Genomic DNA, 18,302 nt, shown 5'->3' on the forward strand with positions numbered 1-18,302 from the left:
CAGAAGAGACCACGCAACATTCATGCCGGAACGCGCGGACCCATGAGGGCCACGCGCCGGGGCGGCTGTTGCGCCATCGCGATTTCGCATATGCACCCAAAAGATGGGCATTATGCGGCTACTTCCCGGCGCTCATGCGACCGGACGAATTGCTGCAGCATCTCGAAGACAGGTCCCTTCATGTCGTCGCGTGCCAGGGCAAAGGCGATGGTGGCCTCGATGAAGCCGGTCTTGGAGCCGCAGTCGAACATACGGCCGCTGAACGGCTGGGCGTAGAAGGCCTGGCTCTGCGCGAGGCGGACCATGGCATCGGTAAGCTGGATTTCATTGCCTGCGCCACGCTGCTGGTTGCCGAGCAGGGCGAAGATTTCCGGCTGCAAGACGTAGCGGCCGTTGATGTAGAAGTTCGACGGCGCATTGGCGGGGGCCGGCTTTTCGACCATCGCCGTCACCTCGAAACCGGAACCGACCTCGGCGCCGCGGCCGACAATGCCGTAGCTGCTGGTCTCGGAGGGGTCGCAACGCTCGACGGCGATGACGTTGCCGCCGGTCCGCTGGTAGAGGTCGACCGTTTCGGCTAGGCATCCCGGCGCGCCGAACGACACCATGTCGGGAAGCAAAAGCGCGAACGGCTCGTTGCCGATCACCTCGCGCGCGCACCATACGGCATGGCCGAGCCCCAGCGGCGACTGCTGGCGGATGAAGCTGGTGGCGCCGGCCACGGGCAAAAGGTCCTCCAGCGATTCGAGCTGCGCCCTCTTGCCGGCCTGCTCGAGCGTTCCGATCAATTCAGGATGCAGGTCGAAATAGTCCTCGATGACCGCCTTGTTGCGGCCGGTGACGAAGACGATGTGCTCGATGCCGGCCTCGAATGCCTCGTCCACGGCATATTGCACGACGGGCCTGTCGACGACGGGAAGCATTTCCTTCGGCATCGACTTGGTCGCCGGCAGGAACCGCGTTCCGAGCCCCGCCACCGGTATGACTGCCTTCCTGACTTTCTGCATCGCGTAATCCTTCTGAGGAGATCGATTTTTAGCTAAAGCTGGCTATGAAAAATCATTCCATGTGCCCGCATGCTTCACCTCCCCGTCCCCACGGCAAACTGTGCCGCAACCCTTTTGAGCCGGACCGCGATCGGCATCGACATATGCCTGACCGCGGCCGGATCGCTGAGCGCCGTGCGTATCGCCTTGAGCGGCGCGCGCGCCTTGATGTGCTGGACCAGCGACAGGAATGACGCCGCCTTGCGCAGGCTGCGGCCGCGCCTCGCAAAGGCGGCCCTGGCCCGGTCGTCCATGGGATGCACCGCGGCGAAAGCCGCGTCGGCGCTCGCCATCGCCTCGACATGATGCAATTCGAGCACGCGCGAGATCGAGCCGGTGCGGATATGATAGACGTAGCCGGTGGTCGGCTCGACCACGCAGCGGCCGCCCCTGGCCAGCGCGCTCGCCAGCAAGATGTAGTCTTCGCCGATGCGCAAATTCTCGTCGTAGCGAAGCGCGTTTTCGTTCAGGAACCGGCGCTGGAAGACGGGCTTCAGATAGCCGAGGTTGAAGCGCGATTCGAAGACGACGTTGCCGGCGATGTAGTCGGCGAGCGAGATCTCGCGCAGCGCTTCCAGATAGCCGGCGGGGAACATCATGTCCTCGGGCGTGCCGTCCTCGCGCACGACCTGGACATTGTCGACCGCGATCTGGGCATCCGCCTTTTCGGCCCGTGCGATCATCGCGGCCAGCCGGCCGGGCAAGACCGCATCGTCGGAATCGAGCACCGCCACCCAGCGGCCGCGGGCAGCATCGAGGCCGGCATTCCTGGCCCCGCCGGGACCGCGGTTGGCGGGCAGCGCGATCAGCTTGACGACATCCTCGGGATAAGAGCGTGCGACGTCGAGCGTGCGGTCGCGCGACTGGTCGTCGACGACGATGATCTCGACGCTGACGTCGCGCTGCGCCATCGCGCTGGCGATCGCCCGGTCGAGGGTCGCCTCGGCGTTGTAGGCGGCGATGACGAAGCTGACGTCAGGCTGCACGCTTGTCCCCTTGCTGCGAGGTGAGGCCGTATTGGCGGATTTCGCGGACGCCGACCAAACCGCTGACGACACCAACATGCATAATGCCGCGCAGCACGCTGCGGTTCCGTCGGACCGGGCTGATCGCCGTCAAAACCGCCATGCCGAAGCAATAGGCCGCCTTGGCGGAAGCGAGACCGATCTGGCCGGCACGGCGCACGCCGCCGGCATCGCGTCCGATCAGGTGGCCATGCGTCTGGCCGAAGCGGAAGCGGCGCCGGCGCAGCCAGTCGAATGCCGCCCTGGCACGCGGCACCACCTCCTCGACAAAGGCGTCGGGCGCAAAGGCGATGCGCCCGCCCGCCTTGACCATATTGTCGAAGAATTCGGTGTCTTCGCCGCCCGTCTGGCCGCGCGCCAGGCTGAAGCGCCGGTTGCGCAAGCTTGCGTCGGCCATGTTGAGCAGCACGTTGCAGGTGTAGCCGGCGCGGATCTCGCCCCCCACCCAGACCGGCAAGGTCGAATGGAAATCGCCCTTGCGCATCCAGTCGGGCGCGTCGGCGCGGTAGCGTGCCCTGACCGGTCCGAGCACGGCGGGCGCCCCTGTTTCGTCCGCGGTCGCCGCCAGTTCGACAAGCCAGGCGGGAGAAGCCGTCTCGTCATCGTCGATGAAGGCGACGAAGTCCGACACGCTGGCGTCGAGACAGGCATTGCGGGCGATCGAAATGTTGCGCGCCGGCGCATGGCGATAGCGGACGGGCAACTTCAGCTCCTGCGCCAACGCCTTCACCTGAGAATGCGCCGTCGGCTCGTCATCATTGTCGGCGACGACTATGCCGATTTCGAATCCCTCGGGCGTCTCCAGCGCGGCGATGGAACGCAGCGTGTCGGCAAGCTCCGGCCGCCGGAACGTGCAGATGCAGATGTCGATGGAGCGGCCCGTCATCATGCCACCCCGCGCCGCGCTCTGGGCGTCAGCAGCTGCAGCCAGAAGCCGACCGACCAGCCGAAATGCATAACCATCGCGGAAACGCCGGCCAGCGCTATGCCCGCATTGGCCTGGCGTATCGCCGTCACGACGCCGTAGCCGAGGCACACTGCCGCCCACAGCAGGAAAGGCACCGCCGCCAGCCAGTGGGCGAAGGAGAAGAGCGCGAGCAGCACCACGGGGGCGACCAGCAGCGGGATCATCTGTCTGATCTTCGGCAGCATGCGGTGCTTCAGCACGTTCTTGGCGCGGCCGCGGCCATAGCCGAGATACTGGAAATAAAGGCTCTTCAGCGAGGAGCGCGGATAATAGACCATCTGCGTCTTGCCGCTCATCCAGATGCGGTAGCCGGCCCGCCGCAGGCGATAGTCGAGCTCGGCGTCCTCGTTGTGGCTGAAGGTCTCGTCATAGCCGCCCACGGCCCGGAAGGCGTCGATGCGCATCAGCGCATGATGGCCGTGGTCGACCCATTCGCCGGCCGACAAATGCCGGTGCTTGGAACCGCCGGTGCCGAGCTTGGAATTCTGCGCCGCGGCGACAGCCTTCTGCACGGCGCCGGTGCCGCTGGTCAGCATAGAGACGACCACCGAATCCGCGCCCGTCGCCAGCGCCTCCTCGACCAGCCTGTCGCAATAATCGGCGGGATAGCCGCCATGCGCGTCGATGCGGATGAGATAGTCCGCGCCATCGCCGAACGCTGCGACCGCGAGGTTGATCGCTGCGCTCTGGATGCGCTTCGGGTTGGCGAGCAGCGCGACCTGCGCATCTTGCGCCGCGACCTTTTCGACGATGGCTTGCGTGCCGTCGGTGCTGCCGCCGTCGGCAACGACGATGCGGGCGCCGAGCCGTGCCGCGGCCGGCCGCAATTGTTCGAGCAGCGTGCCGATATGGGCGGCCTCGTTGAGGCAGGGAATGACGATCAGGCTCGATGCCGGTGTCTGCGTCATAGGCGCGTGCGTATCCTCGGTCATGCTACGCCAACGCCTCGGCCGCGAAGGTGCCGGGGGTTGCGGCAAGGCCGCGCAGCTTGTCGACGAAGGCCAGGCAATCGCTGCGGTCGTAGCTCCAGGTTCTCGGATTGCGCGCCAGAACGCGCGACTTCAGCCTGCGGAAGCGGTCCTGGTCCATCCGGCCAAGCGCGGCATCGAGCGCCTCGGGCGTGGCCTCGGACAGAAGCACGCCGATATCATGCCGCTTGAGGAAGCGGCCGGTTTCGGTTCTGGCCATCGAGATCGGCACGGCGCCGAAACGGCACCCCTCGTAAAGGCGGTTGGGGAGCAGCCACTCCGAATTCTGACCCTCTTCGAAGAAATCGATCGCCCAGGCGAAGTGCACCTCCCGGTAGATCGCCGCCATGTCTTCCGGGTTGCGGTAGGGCCCGCGAAACGAAAGCCACGGCTCGGCCTCGACTAGGCCATGAAAATCCGGGAATTCCGACAGCGCCGGACGGCCCCTGAGTACGACCTCGAAGCGACCGTTCTGCCCGCGGGTGAACTTGGCCAGAAGCTCCAGCGAGCGGCGGCAGCGCAACGCGCCGAACCAGCCGATGCGCCAGGGCGGCGGTACCGGGTTGCCCTCCTCGCGCAGATCGTCCGCCGTGACCGGAGCGGTGTCGAAATACTTGTTCTCGACCAGCTCGACCGGTGCGGCGATTTGCCCGAACGGCTCGAAATAGTTGGCAACGAAAGCCGGCGAGCTCGTCACCAGCAGCTTCACGTCACGGGCGAGATGGCGTTCGGCGCCACGCAGCGTCCGACCGAGCAGGTCGTTGCGCAGCACCAGACGATGGATGTCCAGGCATTCGTAGACGATCGGCACGCGCGCCCCGAAAACACCATTGGCGCGGCGGGCGAGCGCCAGCATTTCCAGGTTACGCGCAATGATGAGGTCAGGCCGCTGCATTGCGGCCAGCTTGGCGCCGATCGACACCGCCGCCTTGGCCACCGCGCCGATGCGCTGCGCGAATCGGCCGTCACGCGTCGCGCCAAGGTCGATCGGCTCGAGGCCCTCGATCTCGGCGACCGGATCGGTGGTGCGGCGGAAGCCTGCCAGGGTTATCCTGGCACCGCCTGCCCTGAGCATGATGACCCTCCGGCGCACCGCCGGGTCGGATACGTCATGCACAAGGTACAAGACATGCAGCATGAAACTTGACCGCTTTTGGGCCCACCCAGGAGGATGCTAGTACAGCTTTTGCTGCATCGCAACATTTTTGGTGCAGCGTAGCAAAACGGCAGCCTCATCGCACTGCACGATTTTTCGGCATTTCAGCGTGAAAATATACCTGAAAGCGGGCAAAACCGCGCCTCGCGTCGGGGTCGCCGATCACAACGACGCGATCCGGCGATCTAAATCGGACGCACGAGAACGGGTGCGTTAAATTAATATGTTGCACCGCAATAAAATATGGTTTTAAAATCGTAAACGTAAGTAGGCCTTCAGAACTGAGCATGGGTTTGCCGCCTGCACCTGGTTGCAGCGGTGGCGTGCAGAGTTGGGGCGGCTCGGCACTGCTTTGCGAAGACTCCCATGCAGCTAATTGCACAGGCGGAGCATGGCATGAGCAGATCTCTTCGCATTGCCGTCTACGACGACAAGTACCCGACCAGTTTTGTTACACCGCGCGCTTCCAGACATACGATCCTGCGCAAGCGGTTTCTGCCGTTCAATTTGATCTCGTCGAAGCTGGAAGGCATCACGCTGATCGAGCCCGACCGGTCGGTCGACCTCGTACATGCGTTCAACCGGATACCGGTCAACGCCTCGAAATTCATCATGTCCTTCGAATCGCATTTGCCGCGTCATTTCGCCCTGCGCAAGAAGGGCCGGATACCGCAGTATATGCGATCGCGGATCGCCAGCCCCCGCTGCCGCCGGATCATCGCCCTGTCGCATTTTGCCCGCAGATGCTTTCTGAAACAGCACGCCGACAATCCCGATCTCGGGGTCCTCACCGAAAAGCTGATCGTGCGCCATCCCAACATCATCGTTCCTGCCGTCGAGGATGCGATGGCGGACAATACCGCGGAAGAGCTCGTGCTGACATTCGTCGGCGCCCATTTCGGCCGCAAGGGCGGATGCGTGGCGGTCAAGATCGCGGAAAAGGCCTTAGAGCGGCACCTGCCGATCCGGCTAAACATCGTTTCGAGCCTGCAAGTTGGTGGCCCGATATGGACGGATCCGACAAGCCCGGGATTCTTCGATCCCTATCTCGGGCTGCTTAACCTGAAGAATGTCCAACATCACGGTGTGCTGCCCAACCATGAGGTGCGGCAATTGTTGCGCCATTCGCATTTCGGCATTCTCGCCACCTTCGGCGACACGTTCGGCTATTCGGCGCTGGAATCGATGTCGGAACACACGCCGGTCCTTGGCACCAGGGTCTGTGCCCTGCCGGAATTCCTGCAGGATGGTGTCAACGGGATCTCGTTGCCGGTGAAGCTGACCGAGACCGGCGACTGGTCGAGCCCGGGATATAATTTCCGGGGCGATGCGGGCTACGCGCGCTATTTCCGCGACGAGGTCGAGCGCCTTGCCACCGAGGCCGTCGAACGGCTAACCGTCTATATAGGGCAGCCGAAACTGATGGCGCCGCTGCGGCGCCAGGCCCGCAGAACGGCCGAGATCATGTTCGGGTCAGGGCCGGCGGCGGAATTTTTCGACGCGCTTTACGATCGTGTCGCGCTGGAGTCCACCAGGGAGCCGGCCCGGCTCGATCCAATGCACGACATTTCTTCTCCGCAATCCCTGCCGCCTGAATCCGGAGAAAAGGGCCCAGCGGCTGAGATCCGCTCGCCGCCGAGAGCTTCGGCTGCCTGAGCCCGCCGCGGACTTAATCGAACGGTTGCCTGACGGGAACGCAGCCGACTTCTGTCTTGCCAGCCGTGCGGACAGTCGGGCGCCTGCGGTCGTGGCGAGCTGGATAAATTTGCTGCATTGCAACAATTTTTGATGCGCCGCCGCAAAAATTGCCATATCCTCGCAGCACTGTTGACGTTGGACGGAGCATTTCGGTGCTCAAAGACGGTCAGGTTCACGGACCTAAACTGCACGAAAGTCAGGAGTGCTGAGTTTGCAAGGCAATGCATTCGGTCCGCCACAAAGCTCTGTTCGCAAATCGGCCGGACGCGGAGCACCAGCGACCAGGCGTGCGAGTCGGACCACAGATCGTCTCGGCCAGTCCAATTCGAAGTGAAATCGGGGGCGCTGCAATCGGAGATCGGTTATGGACGTCAAACGCAGAGAACTTCTGGCATGCCTTTGTGCCTCAGTAGCAATGCCGCTGGTCGCCGGACGCGCTTTGGCGCAGACGGTTGCCGACAAGCCCGCCCTCGATCCGCTTCCGGATTGGTCAAAGGTCAAGCTCCAGCTTTGGAAGTACAACAACCCCTTCGTTCCCTCGCAGTGGAGCGAACCCAAGCTCGGCGGCTACGACTGGAAGGGCTCGAACGTCAAGATTGTCGACGGCGCGCTGCAACTGACCGTCAGCGAAAAGGCCTCCGCGGAAGTCATCGCCGGCGGCAAATCGGCGGCGGCCTCAGCCGCGCGCTGGGAAGTGGACGTGACATTGCCAACCATGCGGCCGGGGCTTATCGCGGCTCCGCTGTGGACGTTCAACGACAAGGCCCACGAGGAAATCGACTTCGAGATCGTCGGCACCAGGGGGCTGCAGCTCACCGTCTGGGCAAGCGTGGACAACAAGCACAAGAGCGTCTGGGTCAAATGGGTCAAGCTTGGCGACCTGTCGGGTCAACGCTACCGGCTCGGCATAGAATATGAAGCCGGCAAAAGAGTAGCGTTTTTCATCGATGGCAAGGAAGCCGCCGTCGTGACACCCGCCGACACGACCGGAGGCGCTTTCCCGAGCAATCCGATGAAGCCCTATTTTGACCTGTGGGTCGCCGCGGGCGACGTCATGGATCCGCGCTGGGCCGGCAAATGGGAGCCGATGGCGCCCGCCGACAAGCTGGTCATGACCATCCACGGCTACAGGCGGTCCGATATCAGTTCGTGAGGCCAGCTGCCGCAAACTGAAAGCCAGGGCCTTGGCGGCGAACACAAAAAAACGAGGATTACCGCATGAGAATCGTCATCGAAAACACCGTGTGCCTGAATACCGGGGATGCGGCGATTCTCCTGGCCATATGCCATATCTTCCAATCCGTTGCCGGCGGCGACACGCAATTTTTCGTTTTCGACAGTCAGCCGGAGGTCGCTGCGAGGCTCTACCCGAAAAAGGACTATCCACGTCTTGAATTTCACAAGCTGCTGTCGGAATCCCTGTTCAGGTACAAAGATGGGCGAAGGATAAAAGACCAGCTCAAGTCGGTCTATAATTGGGGTGTTTTCCGCGCTCTGCGGCGGTTCGCCAAAAACAGCCCCGCGAGCAGTGCTTTTCTCAGCCAGGGTGACCGGCGCGGTCTCGATATCTATCGAAACGCCGACCTCGTGGTCACGACAGGCGGCACCTATCTGGTCGAGAATTACAACCTTGAACGGCGACTGAACCAGTTCCGCATCGACGCAATCCTTGGCAAGGATCCCGTCTTCTTCACGCAATCCCTGGGTCCGTTCAACAAAAGCTACAATCGACAGGAATTGGGGCCGATCTTCGACCGGAGTCCGCTCATCCTGCTGCGCGACGAGCGTTCGAGAGGCCACATACTGGACATGGTGAAAGAGCCTGGCAAATGCCATGTCGTGGCCGATGCCGTGTTTGCGCTCGCCGACACCGACAGGATCGAACAACGGCTGGCCTCCGCCAAGCCAGCGGCAGAGACGGGCCGCGTCGCCATCTCCGTCCGCCACTGGAACTATGTCAATGACGGGGAAGGCGGCATGCGCCGCTATATCGATTCGGTTCGCGAGATCGCGACCATCCTTGTCAGGGATCACGCCAAGGAAGTGACCTTCGTGTCGACATGCCAGGGCGTGCCGGAATACGCGCACGACGATTCCAAGACGGCGCGCGCGATCGTTGCCGAGCTTGATCCGGAGATCGCCAGGCACGTCAGTGTGGACGCTTCCTTCCATACTCCCGATCAGTTGATGGCACTGGTGAAAGGTTTTGATTTCGTCGTCGCGACGCGCATGCATATGATGATCATGTCGCTTTGCGTCGGCACGCCGGTGCTGCCGATCGCCTATGAATTTAAGACCAAGGAAGTCGCCAAGCGCATCGGTGTCGCCGACCTGTTGCTCGACATCGACACCGTCACGCCGCAGGAGGCGGCCGAAAAGCTGGGCAGGTTTGCCGGCAACCTCGACCAATATCGCCGCACCAGCCTTCAGGCCGTGCTTGAAGAGCATACCTCGGCGATGTCGGCCGCGGACTTGTTGCGGCCCCTGGTCGCCGGCGCTTCAGCGCATGTTGCGAGCAATGTTCGGAAGGGTGGCGAAGAGCATCTTGCGCGACTGGGGAAAGATCAGCATCAGGATCAGGGCGAGCCCGTAGTTGAGGCATAGCGCAAGGGCCACGGCGAAAAGGTCTGATCGGCCGATGAGCGAGGCCGGCAGCCCCAGAAAGGCAAGCCAGGCCAGCAGCGACGAAGCGATGAACAGCCCTTGCATGACCAGGAAATCGCCGGCAGTCACCGGACCGACGCGGTGGACCAGCACGGCAAGCACGGGAATGCGCAGCAAATAGCCGCTGATGGCGTAGGCAGCGGCGACGCCGACAGCACCCCAATGCAGGCCGACGACGAAAGAGGCGACCGTCGTCAGCGACGAGTAGATGCCCCACTGAAACATCACCTTGGTCTTGCCCTGGCAAATGAATATCCAGCCGGTGGTGCTTGAGACGGACTGCATCAGGCTGGCGACGCCCAGCCAGGCAAAAATAGGCGCCACGGCTGTCCAGCGCGGTCCGAAAAGAAGCGCGACGACCTGTTCGGATGTCAGCGTCAGCGCCGCGATGCCAGGCATGGTTATGGCTGCCAGCATCCAGTTGGTTCGCACGTAAAGGTCGCGGAAGCGGGGCTTGTCCTCGTGAATGCGGCTGAGCAGCGGCACCATCACGCGCGTCAGCGGCTGGGTGATGTTCTGCAGCGGAAACAGAAGCAGCTTGTAGGCACGGTCATAATAGCCAAGCTCGACCGCTCCGGAATATTTGCCGATGAGGATATTGTCGAGATTGCGTGAGAAGAAGTTGACGAGATTGAAGCCGGTCAAATTGGCGCCGAAGTGCAAGATGTCGCCCTCGACTTTCAGATCCGGCCGCGAGGGCGTCCAACCCGCCACCCGCCATGCTGCGGCGAGCGCAACCACTGCCGCGGCCGCCGGCCCCAGCACCAGCGACCAGTAACCCATTCCGGCCCAGGCCGCGATCGCGGTGACGACAAGTCCGGCGGCGGCCGTTATCACGTCGTTGAGGGCCAGCTGACCGAATTGCAGATGGCGGTTCATCAGCGCCAGCGGGACCGCGGCAACGCTGCCAAGCAGCAGCGGCAGCGCGGAGGCAATGGTGATGCCGAGCATGCGCTGGTCGCCGTAGAAGGCGGCAATGGCTGGCGCCAGCGCCGCGACCACCACGGAACTGCCCAGTCCGACAACGGCGCTGACCCAGAACACCTGGTTGAGCTGCTTCTCGCTGATGTTCCTGCGCTGGACCAGGGCTTGCTGCAGGCCAAGATTTTGCAGCAATCCGACAAAAGCGACGATCGGTCCAACGGACGCCACCAGACCGAAATCCTCGGGCACGAGAAGACGGGCGAGGATGATGACCGAAAGGAACTGGATCACCATCTTGAACCCTTGGGCGCCGGCGGTGACCAGCCCGCCGCGCAGTGCGACACGGCCGAACTGAGGAGGAGGCGGGTTGGCGTTCATGTGGGCGCTCTCATCTCAGCAAGCTCGGTAGCAATCTGCGCAAACCGTTCGTTCAGCATGTCCGCGTTGAAATCCGCCTCGATCTTGCGGCGTGCAGCGAGCGCGATCGGTTCGCACAGCTTCGGATTTTCGGCGATCCAGGTGAGTTTGCGGGCAAGGGCCGCGACGTCCCGCTCCGGTGCGAGAAAGCCTGTCTTGCCGTCCTCGATCAGCTCGGGAATCCCCGAATGATAGGTGCTGACAACCGTCAGCCCCGCAGCCATGGCTTCCATCAGCGCGACCGGTATGCCCTCGATATCGCCATCGCGCGCGCCGACGCTGGGCAACACGAACACATGCGCGTCGCGCAGGCGCTGCTTGACCTCGGCATGCGGCCTCGGACCCAGAAAACTCACCCTGTCGGCGATGCCGAGCTCGACGGCAAGACGCTTTAGCCCTTCCAGCAACTCGCCGCCGCCGATCACCGAATAGATCCAGTCGCGGCGCGGCAGGCTGGCAAGCGCGCGAAGCGCATATCCGATGCCTTTTTTCTCGGTCAGGCGGCAGACCGAGATGAAGCGTATCGTGTCGTGCTCCCAAGAGCGCCACCGGTACTCCATCTCGCCGGGCCGAACGCCCATATGGTGCACCAAGACCTTCTCCGGCGCCGCGCCTGCCTCGATCAGGGCGTCGCGGAAAAAGGCGTTCACCGGCAGGTGGAGAACGCCGTTTTCGAATACGGGCCTGTAACGCGCCAGCGTGTTGTCATGCATCGGCCCGCCCACATCATTGCCATGATAGATCGTCACCAGCGGCGCGGAAATCCTGCCGCGCTTGATGGCGCGCGCGACGCGCAGGCCATTGGTGCCGAAATGCGCGACGATGACATCGGCTTTCTGCAGTTTGTGGGCGTGCACGACATCGATGGCGGTCGAGAGTTTGTCCCACAGCCTCCCGGACCATTTCCTGAGCAACGGACGGTAGCGGCCGAGGCCGCCCCACCAGCATACAACCTTTCCGGGCAGCGCCTGCCAACGTCGATCATCGATATTGCGGTCCCTGCCGAAGGTCGTCTCGTTGCAGACGACGCCGACCTCCATGCCGCGCTCAAGGCACCCGGCTATCTGGTCGAGGACGAAGGTCTCGGACAAGGAGGGGAACTTGTCGACCACGAAGCAAATCTTCATGGGCAGGCTGCGCTCGCGCCAAAACCGGTCGGATTGCCCGTGTCAAACGGCGCATGGCCATGGTCAGCGCGCCCGCGAAGCTCGCGGGCCGGCCCTCGCGCATCACAATCGAGCGCCCGGGGAGCCGATGTGCAGCCGACGATTGTCGAGCCGAGAAACTCGTGCCCGAGGCACATGACATACAGCATGAACTCGACCGCTGTTGGCCCACCCGCCGGGAACCTAGTATAGCTCTTGCTGCACTGCAACATTTTTGACGCCGCGCAGGCAGATTTTCACATCTTCGCTGCGTCGCGAAGGTCACAAGTCTCTTCCCGTCAATAGCTGAAGAGCGCCGTCAGCCGGCCACGGGAGGGCCTGGCAAGGCATTGGCGACGCCGATATGCGACGCAGATTCATGCCCAGAGCCCTGCATGGCCACCTGGGCAACGATCTGCGCGAAACGTTCATTCAAGACGTCTGCGTTGAAATGCTCCTCCACTTTGCGACGTGCGGCAAGCGCCACACGCTCGCATTCCTCCGGATGCTCGGCGACCCAAACAAGCTTGTCGGCGAGTGCCGGAATATCCCGCTCAGGTGTGAGGAACCCCGTCTCCTGATCCACGATGAGCTCGGGGATGCCGGAATGATACGTACTGACGGCGATCAATCCCGCGGCCATAGCCTCCATGAGCGCGACGGGGATGCCTTCCATATCGCCGTCGCTGGCGGTGACACTTGGCAGCAAAAACAGATGCGCCATGCGAAGCCGACGCTTCACGTCCATATGCGAGAGGCTGCCAAGGAATGTCACCCGGCCCGTCAAGCCGAGCTCGTCGGCCAGCTTCTCCAAACTCGGCCGCAAAGGACCGTCACCGACGATGTCATAGCGCCAGTCTATCTGCGGATGGGCGGCCGCCATGACGGCCAAGGCGCGCAAGGCGAACTCGACGCCCTTCTTCTCGACCAGGCGACAAACCGTTGTCACGATCAGCTGGGTGCCTTCCCATGATTGCCAGCGATAGCTGATTTCGCGAGGATCGATTCCCATGTGATGGACCGCAGTCCCTGCCTGGGAGGCACCTGCCGCCAGCAGCATCCCGCGAAAGAACTCATTGACCGTCAGATTCAACGCGCCGCGCTTGATGAGCCCATCATACTGGGCAGCGAGCACAGCCTGGTGTGAGGGGATCGCCACGTCCGCGCCGTGAAAGATGGTTATGATCGGAGGTTTGAGGAACTTCCATTTCTTGAGTGCGACCGCTCTCTCCCCGTTCTGTCCGAAGTGGGCGACAATTACGTCGCAGCGGTTGAGGCGGCGTGCAAAAACGATATCGAGAGCGATCGAAGCCTTGTAGCGCAGGCGTGGCGGTAAGCGCGATATCAATCCGTCGAGGCCTGCGGCCCATTTCCACCAACGCTGGGTTCTTGCGAGCAGCGTCGCCATCGGCTCGCTTCGCCGGTCGATGCGATCGTCAGTCCTTACCCGGTTGCACACGACCTCCACGTCAAAGCCACGCGTCAGCAGCCCAGCCATCTGGTCCACGACGAAGGTTTCTGACAGGAGGGGAAATTCGCCGACAACAAAGCCAACGCGCATAGCCCGCCCGTAAACGTTGCGGACTGGCCTGACCATCGACGGTCCGGCAAGCCCAAGCCCCAAGTTTAGACGGGTCGAATATACACGGTCGGCTGCTGCGTTGCCACATAAATTATTGCAGCGCAACATCCGTTGAATTGCCACCAGGCACGACTGCCATCCCATTGCCCGCTGCGGGCTGGGGCTTACGAGGCCTTGCGCATGTTGTGTTGTTCGGTGGCGTAGCCCAAAACATCCATGAACGTTGCGAATTGGCTGTCGGGGTTCATTTGAGGCCGCTCTGAAAACGCCCGTGCCGCGGCCGATAATCGATCGTATTCGGCCTTGTCGTTCCACAATCGCCGAACCGCCGCAACCCAGTCGGCCAGCGGAGCATCGTAGTCGAGCACCACACCGCCGCTGCCAATCGCCTCCGGCAGGCCGCCGCGACGGGACCCCACGACTGGAATGCCGCTGCAATGTGCCTCAGATGCCACCCTGCCCCAGGCCTCTTCCCATTTGCTCGGCGCAAGCAGAATCTTCGTGCGGCCGTAAACCGTCTTCATGTCGCTGGTCCGGCTCTCCAGGGTGGCGTTGCCGAGCGGGGCGAGCGTTCGTTCGATCTCGGCCCGGTGGTCGTCGTCGAGCATCCAGCTCTCGACGAACAGGAACGGAATCTCCGGGCATTCGGCGGCAATACGAACCGCCAGCTCGAACCCCTTTTCATTGTAAGGGTTGATCATCGTCACGAACTGGCCGGTGGTTGGCGTGCTGTAAAGCGCAGGATTGATGGTGGGCGGAATCACCGTCGAATCGATGCCGAACTTTTCCTTGTAGGCGTGGGCTGTGAACTCCGAATTGGCGATGTAGAGCGCAGAGTGCAGGTCGCGCAGATCGCCGGCCAGTTCATGGAATTCGACATTCCTGAGATAGGCGACCAGCGGCACGCCCAGCGCCTGCAGTTCCTTGCCGATCGGCACCGAGTTGTGGCACTGGACCACCGCGACGTCGGGCTTCAGCTTTTTGACCGCGAAGCCCGCGGCTTTCCAGGGAAACCACGCCCGCACCACCGGATAGCCCGGGAACGTGTCGATCACGGCAGGCTGGCGGAGCAGCTTCATCTTGGCGCGCGCCTTGAAGCCGAAGATGCCGTCGCCAAACAACGCCGCCAGAACCGAGGCTTCATGACCGTGTTCGCGCAACTGCTCGACCAGATGGTGCGTGCTCGACTGAACGCCGCCGCTGAATTGCGGCGTGTAGCCGGTCCCACCTGCAAACAGAACTTTCATGAACCTGGCTCCTTATTGTGCCTCGCCACCTGCCGCCATGTCCTCATGCCGCCATCCTGCCGATCGAATGGTATTCGATGCCGTAGCGGGCGATCACCTTCGGATCGTAGAGATTGCGGCCATCGAAGATGACCGGCGTGGTCAGCGCGTCCTTGAGCGCGTCGAAGGAGGGAGCCCTGAAACTCTTCCATTCGGTGCAGATCAGCAGCGAGTCGGCGCCGCGCAGGGCGGCCTCCTTGGTGCCGCACAGCAACAGATCGTCGCGCAGACCGTAGATGGCCTGGCATTCCTGCATCGCCTCCGGATCATAGGCCTGCACCTTGGCGCCGGCCGCCCACAGCGCCTCCATCAGGTTGCGCGACGGCGCCTCGCGCATGTCGTCGGTGTTGGGCTTGAAGGCAAGGCCCCACAGCGCGAATGTCTTGCCCTTGAGATTGCCCTGGAAGTAGCGGTCGACCTTCTCGAACAGGACCGACTTCTGCGCGTTGTTGCGCTCCTCGACGGCGCGCAGCAGCTTGGCGTCGAATTGAACGCCCTCGGCAGTCTTGATCAGGGCGCGCACGTCCTTGGGGAAGCAGGAACCGCCATAGCCGAGGCCCGGATAGATGAAGTGGTAGCCGATGCGCGGATCGCTGCCGATGCCCTTGCGCACCTCCTCGATGTCGGCGCCAAGCTGTTCGGCGAGATTGGCCATCTCGTTCATGAAGCTGATCTTGGTCGCCAGCATGCAGTTGGCGGCGTATTTGGTGAACTCGGCGCTGCGCACATCCATCACGATCATCTTCTCGTGATTGCGGTTGAACGGCGCGTAGAGCTCGCGCATCACCGCTTCTGTGTCCTCGCTCGCGGTGCCGACGATGATGCGGTCCGGCTTCATGCAATCGGCGACGGCCGAGCCTTCCTTGAGGAATTCCGGGTTCGACGCGACATCGAAGGCCAAATCCTCGCGGCCACGTTTCTTCAGCGTCTCGGCAATCCTGGACTTTACCTTTTCACAGGTTCCAACCGGGACGGTCGATTTGCCGACGACGATCTTGGGTGTTTCCATCTCGCGGCCGATGGTCTCGGCGACGGCAAGCACATATTTGAGATCCGCCGAGCCGTCCTCGCCGGGCGGCGTGCCGACCGCGATCATCTGGATCTGGCCGTGCCTGACGGCGGCGGCCGCGTCGGTGGTGAACTTGATCCGGCCGGCGGCGTGGTTTTCCCTGACCAGGCTTTCCAGCCCGGGTTCGAAGATCGGGATAAGGCCCTGGTTGAGCCGCTCCACCTTCAACTCGTCGATGTCGACGCAGACCACTTCGTGCCCAACCTCTGCCAGCACAGCGGCCTGGACAAGACCGACATAGCCAATTCCAAACACCGTCAAGTTCATTCGGTTTTGTTCCTGTTCATGGCCGGGTCGCCTGCGGCCCGGCTGGTTCAGATGTCCCCCGGGCCGATCGGCCTGGATGTTCGGGCATGATCTTATCCGAGATCCCACTTTTCGGGATCATGCGTTTGGTTGCTCTCACTTATGCTGGGCAATCGCATATGGCTTAGGGAGTTTGAATAATCGGCATGCCTTGGCGTCATCCTCGGGCTTGTCCCGAGGATCTACCGGCCTCCCTGAACTGGTTGCGCTATATCCGCGTGCGACGGCGGATCCTCGGGACAAGCGCGAGGATGACGGCGTTGCGTTGGCGGCGAATGGGGCGCGCGACGCGCTGCAAACCGCCGCGGCGGAGGCGTTGTCCGGATCTGCATTCATAAACAAACTTACCTTTGTGCTGTCCGCCCAACCCAAAGTCAGTCTTGGCCCGCTTCGAACGAGCCCTTCTGATCCTTCGCCCCGTGAACTCCTCTAAAGTCTTGTACCGATGATTTATGTCTCGTATCGATGACCGGCGCCAGCCGGCGCGCCGGTCAGCCTCTTGTCGCCGACCGGGCAGGGCCGGTCCGCGAACCGGACCGCTCGGCACCGTCGTCGACGATCGCATCCAACGAATGACGCAATTCCTTCATCAGGCCGTTCTGGTGCGCGAGCTCGGCAATGCGCCGCTCGCAATTCAGGATCGCGTTGGTCATCGCGCCAACTTCCGACAGCTTGCCGGTCGATGCCGAGCCGTTTTCCACCGCCTCGACCAGGAAAGCAGCATTGGCCGCCGTCGACCGGTAGCGATTCTCCAATCCGGTTTTCTCCGCCTCGATCTCGGCGGCGATCTGGTCGAACAGCTTCGCCAGACGGTCGAAGCGCTGGAGATCGGTCTGCCGGTCGCGGCCCGGATCCCTGGACCTGAAGCCGAAAATCGACGCCATTCATCGGCCTTTCGAATTTGCTGCACCGCAACATAGATTGCCATCGTCGAAGCGACTAGGCAACCTCGTAGTTTCGGAACGCGGATTTTTTGGGACGACTCCCGGAAACCGACGCGGGATCACTCTTTTGCCGCGTTGGTTGCTGCCATGAGGAAGCGCATCGGCGGCACCTGCTGCTCTGCGGCAATGCCGGTGCGGCGGAACAGCGCGTCCAGCTTGTCGGCGGCCACGCCGCTGACGATCGGGATCAGATTGGACTGACTGGCGAAGGCGTAAGCCGCGGCCGACGCGATGCCGCGCTCGGCTTTCACGTCGAGGAAATTGCGCAACCGGTATTTGTTGCGCACGTGGCGTTCGTGACGCCGCAACGCGGCTTTCGCGCGCTCCGGCAGGTTGTTGATCGCCAGCAGCGCCAGGTCGGCGTCGGCAAGGCGCTTCAGATCCTGCGTCTTGTGGCGGCCGCTCAGCGAATCGGCGCGGACGATGGCGCCATAGCCGCAGGACTTGATGATCTTGAAGCGTGCCCCGCAGGCGACGGCGCGCGCATAAAGCTCGTAGTCCTCGCCGAGCCGCAGGTTCTCGTCGTAGCTCAGCCCGTGGCGGTCGAGGAACGCCCGGCTGATCACCGGCTTGAGAAAACCCAGTTCGCCGCGCCGAACGCGGCGGCGCGAAATGTTGCCGTCGACGAAGCGCTCGAAATCGAGAAATTCCGGATCGGCCGCGAAGGGCGGCGCGGCAAGCTTGGCCAGGTCGGTCGACGCATCGTCCCTGATCAGCATGATGTTGTCCGCCGCGAAATCCCAGTCGAGGCTGGCAAACAGCCGGCGAAAGCGGCCCTCGAGAAAGAAATCGTCGGCGTCGAGGATGCTGAGGAACGGCGATTTGGAGGCCTTGATCGCAGCGTTGCGGGCAAAGGATGGGCCGCGGTTGACGTCGAGGCGGATGACCGAAAGCCTGCCGCTGCCGTCATCGGCGGCGCGCGCCACGTCTTGCGTATCGTCGGTGGAGGCGTCGTCGACCACCACGACTTCCGCCACTTCGGCCTCGCGCAAAGCCGAAGCGATGGCGGCGGGTATCGTGCGCGCCGCATTGCGGGCGGCGATGATGACGCAGACCCTCGGGGTCGTCACGGGCATGGGCTCACCTTTCGACTGCATGGCTGGTC

The 18,302-nt window shown here is 62.8% G+C and carries 15 protein-coding genes; 3 read left to right on the top strand and 12 right to left on the bottom strand.

Features of this window, described 5'->3' with window-relative positions; all coding sequences use genetic code 11:
* Positions 1–110 precede the first annotated feature (110 nt).
* The 5 genes from FJ974_RS01085 to FJ974_RS01105 all read right to left on the bottom strand — a co-directional run bounded on the left by FJ974_RS01085 (position 111) and on the right by FJ974_RS01105 (position 5,144).
* The gene (locus tag FJ974_RS01085; protein WP_140534509.1) at positions 111–1,007 is read right to left on the bottom strand and encodes a UTP--glucose-1-phosphate uridylyltransferase; all 897 of its coding nucleotides are present in this window, start codon (positions 1,005–1,007) and stop codon (positions 111–113) included.
* Positions 1,008–1,081: 74 nt separating this feature from the next.
* The gene (locus tag FJ974_RS01090; protein ID WP_226891440.1) at positions 1,082–2,032 is read right to left on the bottom strand and encodes a glycosyltransferase family 2 protein; all 951 of its coding nucleotides are present in this window, start codon (positions 2,030–2,032) and stop codon (positions 1,082–1,084) included.
* Positions 2,022–2,960: a glycosyltransferase gene (locus tag FJ974_RS01095; protein WP_140534505.1), complete on the bottom strand. Its 939-nt coding sequence runs from the start codon at positions 2,958–2,960 to the stop codon at positions 2,022–2,024. Before FJ974_RS01095 ends, FJ974_RS01090 begins: the two co-directional genes overlap by 11 nt.
* Positions 2,957–3,946, bottom strand: a complete 990-nt coding sequence (locus FJ974_RS01100) for a glycosyltransferase family 2 protein (RefSeq protein WP_140534504.1) — start codon at positions 3,944–3,946, stop codon at positions 2,957–2,959. The genes FJ974_RS01095 and FJ974_RS01100 overlap by 4 nt, the downstream gene beginning before the upstream one ends.
* A gap of 25 nt (positions 3,947–3,971) precedes the next feature.
* Complete coding sequence (locus FJ974_RS01105; protein WP_140534502.1) at positions 3,972–5,144, bottom strand: glycosyltransferase family 4 protein; 1,173 nt, start codon at positions 5,142–5,144, stop codon at positions 3,972–3,974.
* Positions 5,145–5,558: 414 nt separating this feature from the next.
* Between FJ974_RS01105 and FJ974_RS01110 the strand changes: the two genes are divergently transcribed.
* From FJ974_RS01110 to FJ974_RS01120, 3 genes are all read left to right on the top strand, one after another.
* Positions 5,559–6,818, top strand: coding sequence for a glycosyltransferase family 4 protein (locus tag FJ974_RS01110; RefSeq protein ID WP_181177183.1), 1,260 nt, complete (start codon positions 5,559–5,561; stop codon positions 6,816–6,818).
* 406 nt (positions 6,819–7,224) lie between these two features.
* On the top strand, positions 7,225–8,013 hold the full coding sequence (locus FJ974_RS01115; RefSeq protein ID WP_140534499.1) for a family 16 glycosylhydrolase: 789 nt from the start codon (positions 7,225–7,227) through the stop codon (positions 8,011–8,013).
* A 65-nt stretch (positions 8,014–8,078) separates the two neighbouring features.
* Entirely contained in the window at positions 8,079–9,464 is a 1,386-nt protein-coding gene (locus FJ974_RS01120; protein ID WP_140534497.1) for a polysaccharide pyruvyl transferase family protein, read from the top strand.
* Here the strand turns inward: FJ974_RS01120 and FJ974_RS01125 are convergent.
* From FJ974_RS01125 to FJ974_RS01155, 7 genes are all read right to left on the bottom strand, one after another.
* A complete protein-coding gene (locus FJ974_RS01125; RefSeq protein ID WP_140534496.1) occupies positions 9,360–10,826 on the bottom strand; it encodes a lipopolysaccharide biosynthesis protein in 1,467 nt (488 codons plus the stop codon). The genes FJ974_RS01120 and FJ974_RS01125 overlap by 105 nt on opposite strands.
* On the bottom strand, positions 10,823–11,992 hold the full coding sequence (locus FJ974_RS01130) for a glycosyltransferase (protein ID WP_140534494.1): 1,170 nt from the start codon (positions 11,990–11,992) through the stop codon (positions 10,823–10,825). The genes FJ974_RS01125 and FJ974_RS01130 overlap by 4 nt, the downstream gene beginning before the upstream one ends.
* Positions 11,993–12,329: 337 nt before the next feature.
* On the bottom strand, positions 12,330–13,571 hold the full coding sequence (locus tag FJ974_RS01135; protein ID WP_140534493.1) for a glycosyltransferase: 1,242 nt from the start codon (positions 13,569–13,571) through the stop codon (positions 12,330–12,332).
* Positions 13,572–13,756: 185 nt separating this feature from the next.
* Complete coding sequence (locus FJ974_RS01140) at positions 13,757–14,839, bottom strand: glycosyltransferase (RefSeq protein ID WP_140534491.1); 1,083 nt, start codon at positions 14,837–14,839, stop codon at positions 13,757–13,759.
* A gap of 43 nt (positions 14,840–14,882) precedes the next feature.
* Positions 14,883–16,214 (bottom strand): UDP-glucose dehydrogenase family protein, encoded by a 1,332-nt coding sequence (locus FJ974_RS01145; RefSeq protein WP_140534489.1) that lies wholly within the window; start codon positions 16,212–16,214, stop codon positions 14,883–14,885.
* Between the two features lie 530 nt (positions 16,215–16,744).
* A complete protein-coding gene (locus FJ974_RS01150; protein ID WP_140534488.1) occupies positions 16,745–17,137 on the bottom strand; it encodes a hypothetical protein in 393 nt (130 codons plus the stop codon).
* A 119-nt stretch (positions 17,138–17,256) separates the two neighbouring features.
* The gene (locus FJ974_RS01155) at positions 17,257–18,273 is read right to left on the bottom strand and encodes a glycosyltransferase family 2 protein (RefSeq protein ID WP_140534486.1); all 1,017 of its coding nucleotides are present in this window, start codon (positions 18,271–18,273) and stop codon (positions 17,257–17,259) included.
* Between the last annotated feature and the right edge of the window lie 29 nt (positions 18,274–18,302).

Origin of the sequence: Mesorhizobium sp. B1-1-8, assembly GCF_006442795.2 — a bacterium.
Classification (GTDB): Bacteria; Pseudomonadota; Alphaproteobacteria; order Rhizobiales; family Rhizobiaceae; genus Mesorhizobium.

What these genes read in the sequence shown, in the direction of transcription:
- FJ974_RS01115 (WP_140534499.1), top strand. Translation starts at nt 7,225, where the DNA reads ATGGACGTCAAACGCAGAGAACTTCTGGCATGCCTTTGTGCCTCAGTA.
- FJ974_RS01110 (WP_181177183.1), top strand. Translation starts at nt 5,559, where the DNA reads ATGAGCAGATCTCTTCGCATTGCCGTCTACGACGACAAGTACCCGACC.
- FJ974_RS01145 (WP_140534489.1), bottom strand. Translation starts at nt 16,214, where the DNA reads ATGAACTTGACGGTGTTTGGAATTGGCTATGTCGGTCTTGTCCAGGCC.
- FJ974_RS01100 (WP_140534504.1), bottom strand. Translation starts at nt 3,946, where the DNA reads ATGACGCAGACACCGGCATCGAGCCTGATCGTCATTCCCTGCCTCAAC.
- FJ974_RS01155 (WP_140534486.1), bottom strand. Translation starts at nt 18,273, where the DNA reads ATGCCCGTGACGACCCCGAGGGTCTGCGTCATCATCGCCGCCCGCAAT.
- FJ974_RS01130 (WP_140534494.1), bottom strand. Translation starts at nt 11,992, where the DNA reads ATGAAGATTTGCTTCGTGGTCGACAAGTTCCCCTCCTTGTCCGAGACC.
- FJ974_RS01150 (WP_140534488.1), bottom strand. Translation starts at nt 17,137, where the DNA reads ATGGCGTCGATTTTCGGCTTCAGGTCCAGGGATCCGGGCCGCGACCGG.
- FJ974_RS01125 (WP_140534496.1), bottom strand. Translation starts at nt 10,826, where the DNA reads ATGAACGCCAACCCGCCTCCTCCTCAGTTCGGCCGTGTCGCACTGCGC.
- FJ974_RS01105 (WP_140534502.1), bottom strand. Translation starts at nt 5,144, where the DNA reads ATGCTGCATGTCTTGTACCTTGTGCATGACGTATCCGACCCGGCGGTG.
- FJ974_RS01120 (WP_140534497.1), top strand. Translation starts at nt 8,079, where the DNA reads ATGAGAATCGTCATCGAAAACACCGTGTGCCTGAATACCGGGGATGCG.
- FJ974_RS01095 (WP_140534505.1), bottom strand. Translation starts at nt 2,960, where the DNA reads ATGATGACGGGCCGCTCCATCGACATCTGCATCTGCACGTTCCGGCGG.
- FJ974_RS01135 (WP_140534493.1), bottom strand. Translation starts at nt 13,571, where the DNA reads ATGCGCGTTGGCTTTGTTGTCGGCGAATTTCCCCTCCTGTCAGAAACC.
- FJ974_RS01085 (WP_140534509.1), bottom strand. Translation starts at nt 1,007, where the DNA reads ATGCAGAAAGTCAGGAAGGCAGTCATACCGGTGGCGGGGCTCGGAACG.
- FJ974_RS01140 (WP_140534491.1), bottom strand. Translation starts at nt 14,839, where the DNA reads ATGAAAGTTCTGTTTGCAGGTGGGACCGGCTACACGCCGCAATTCAGC.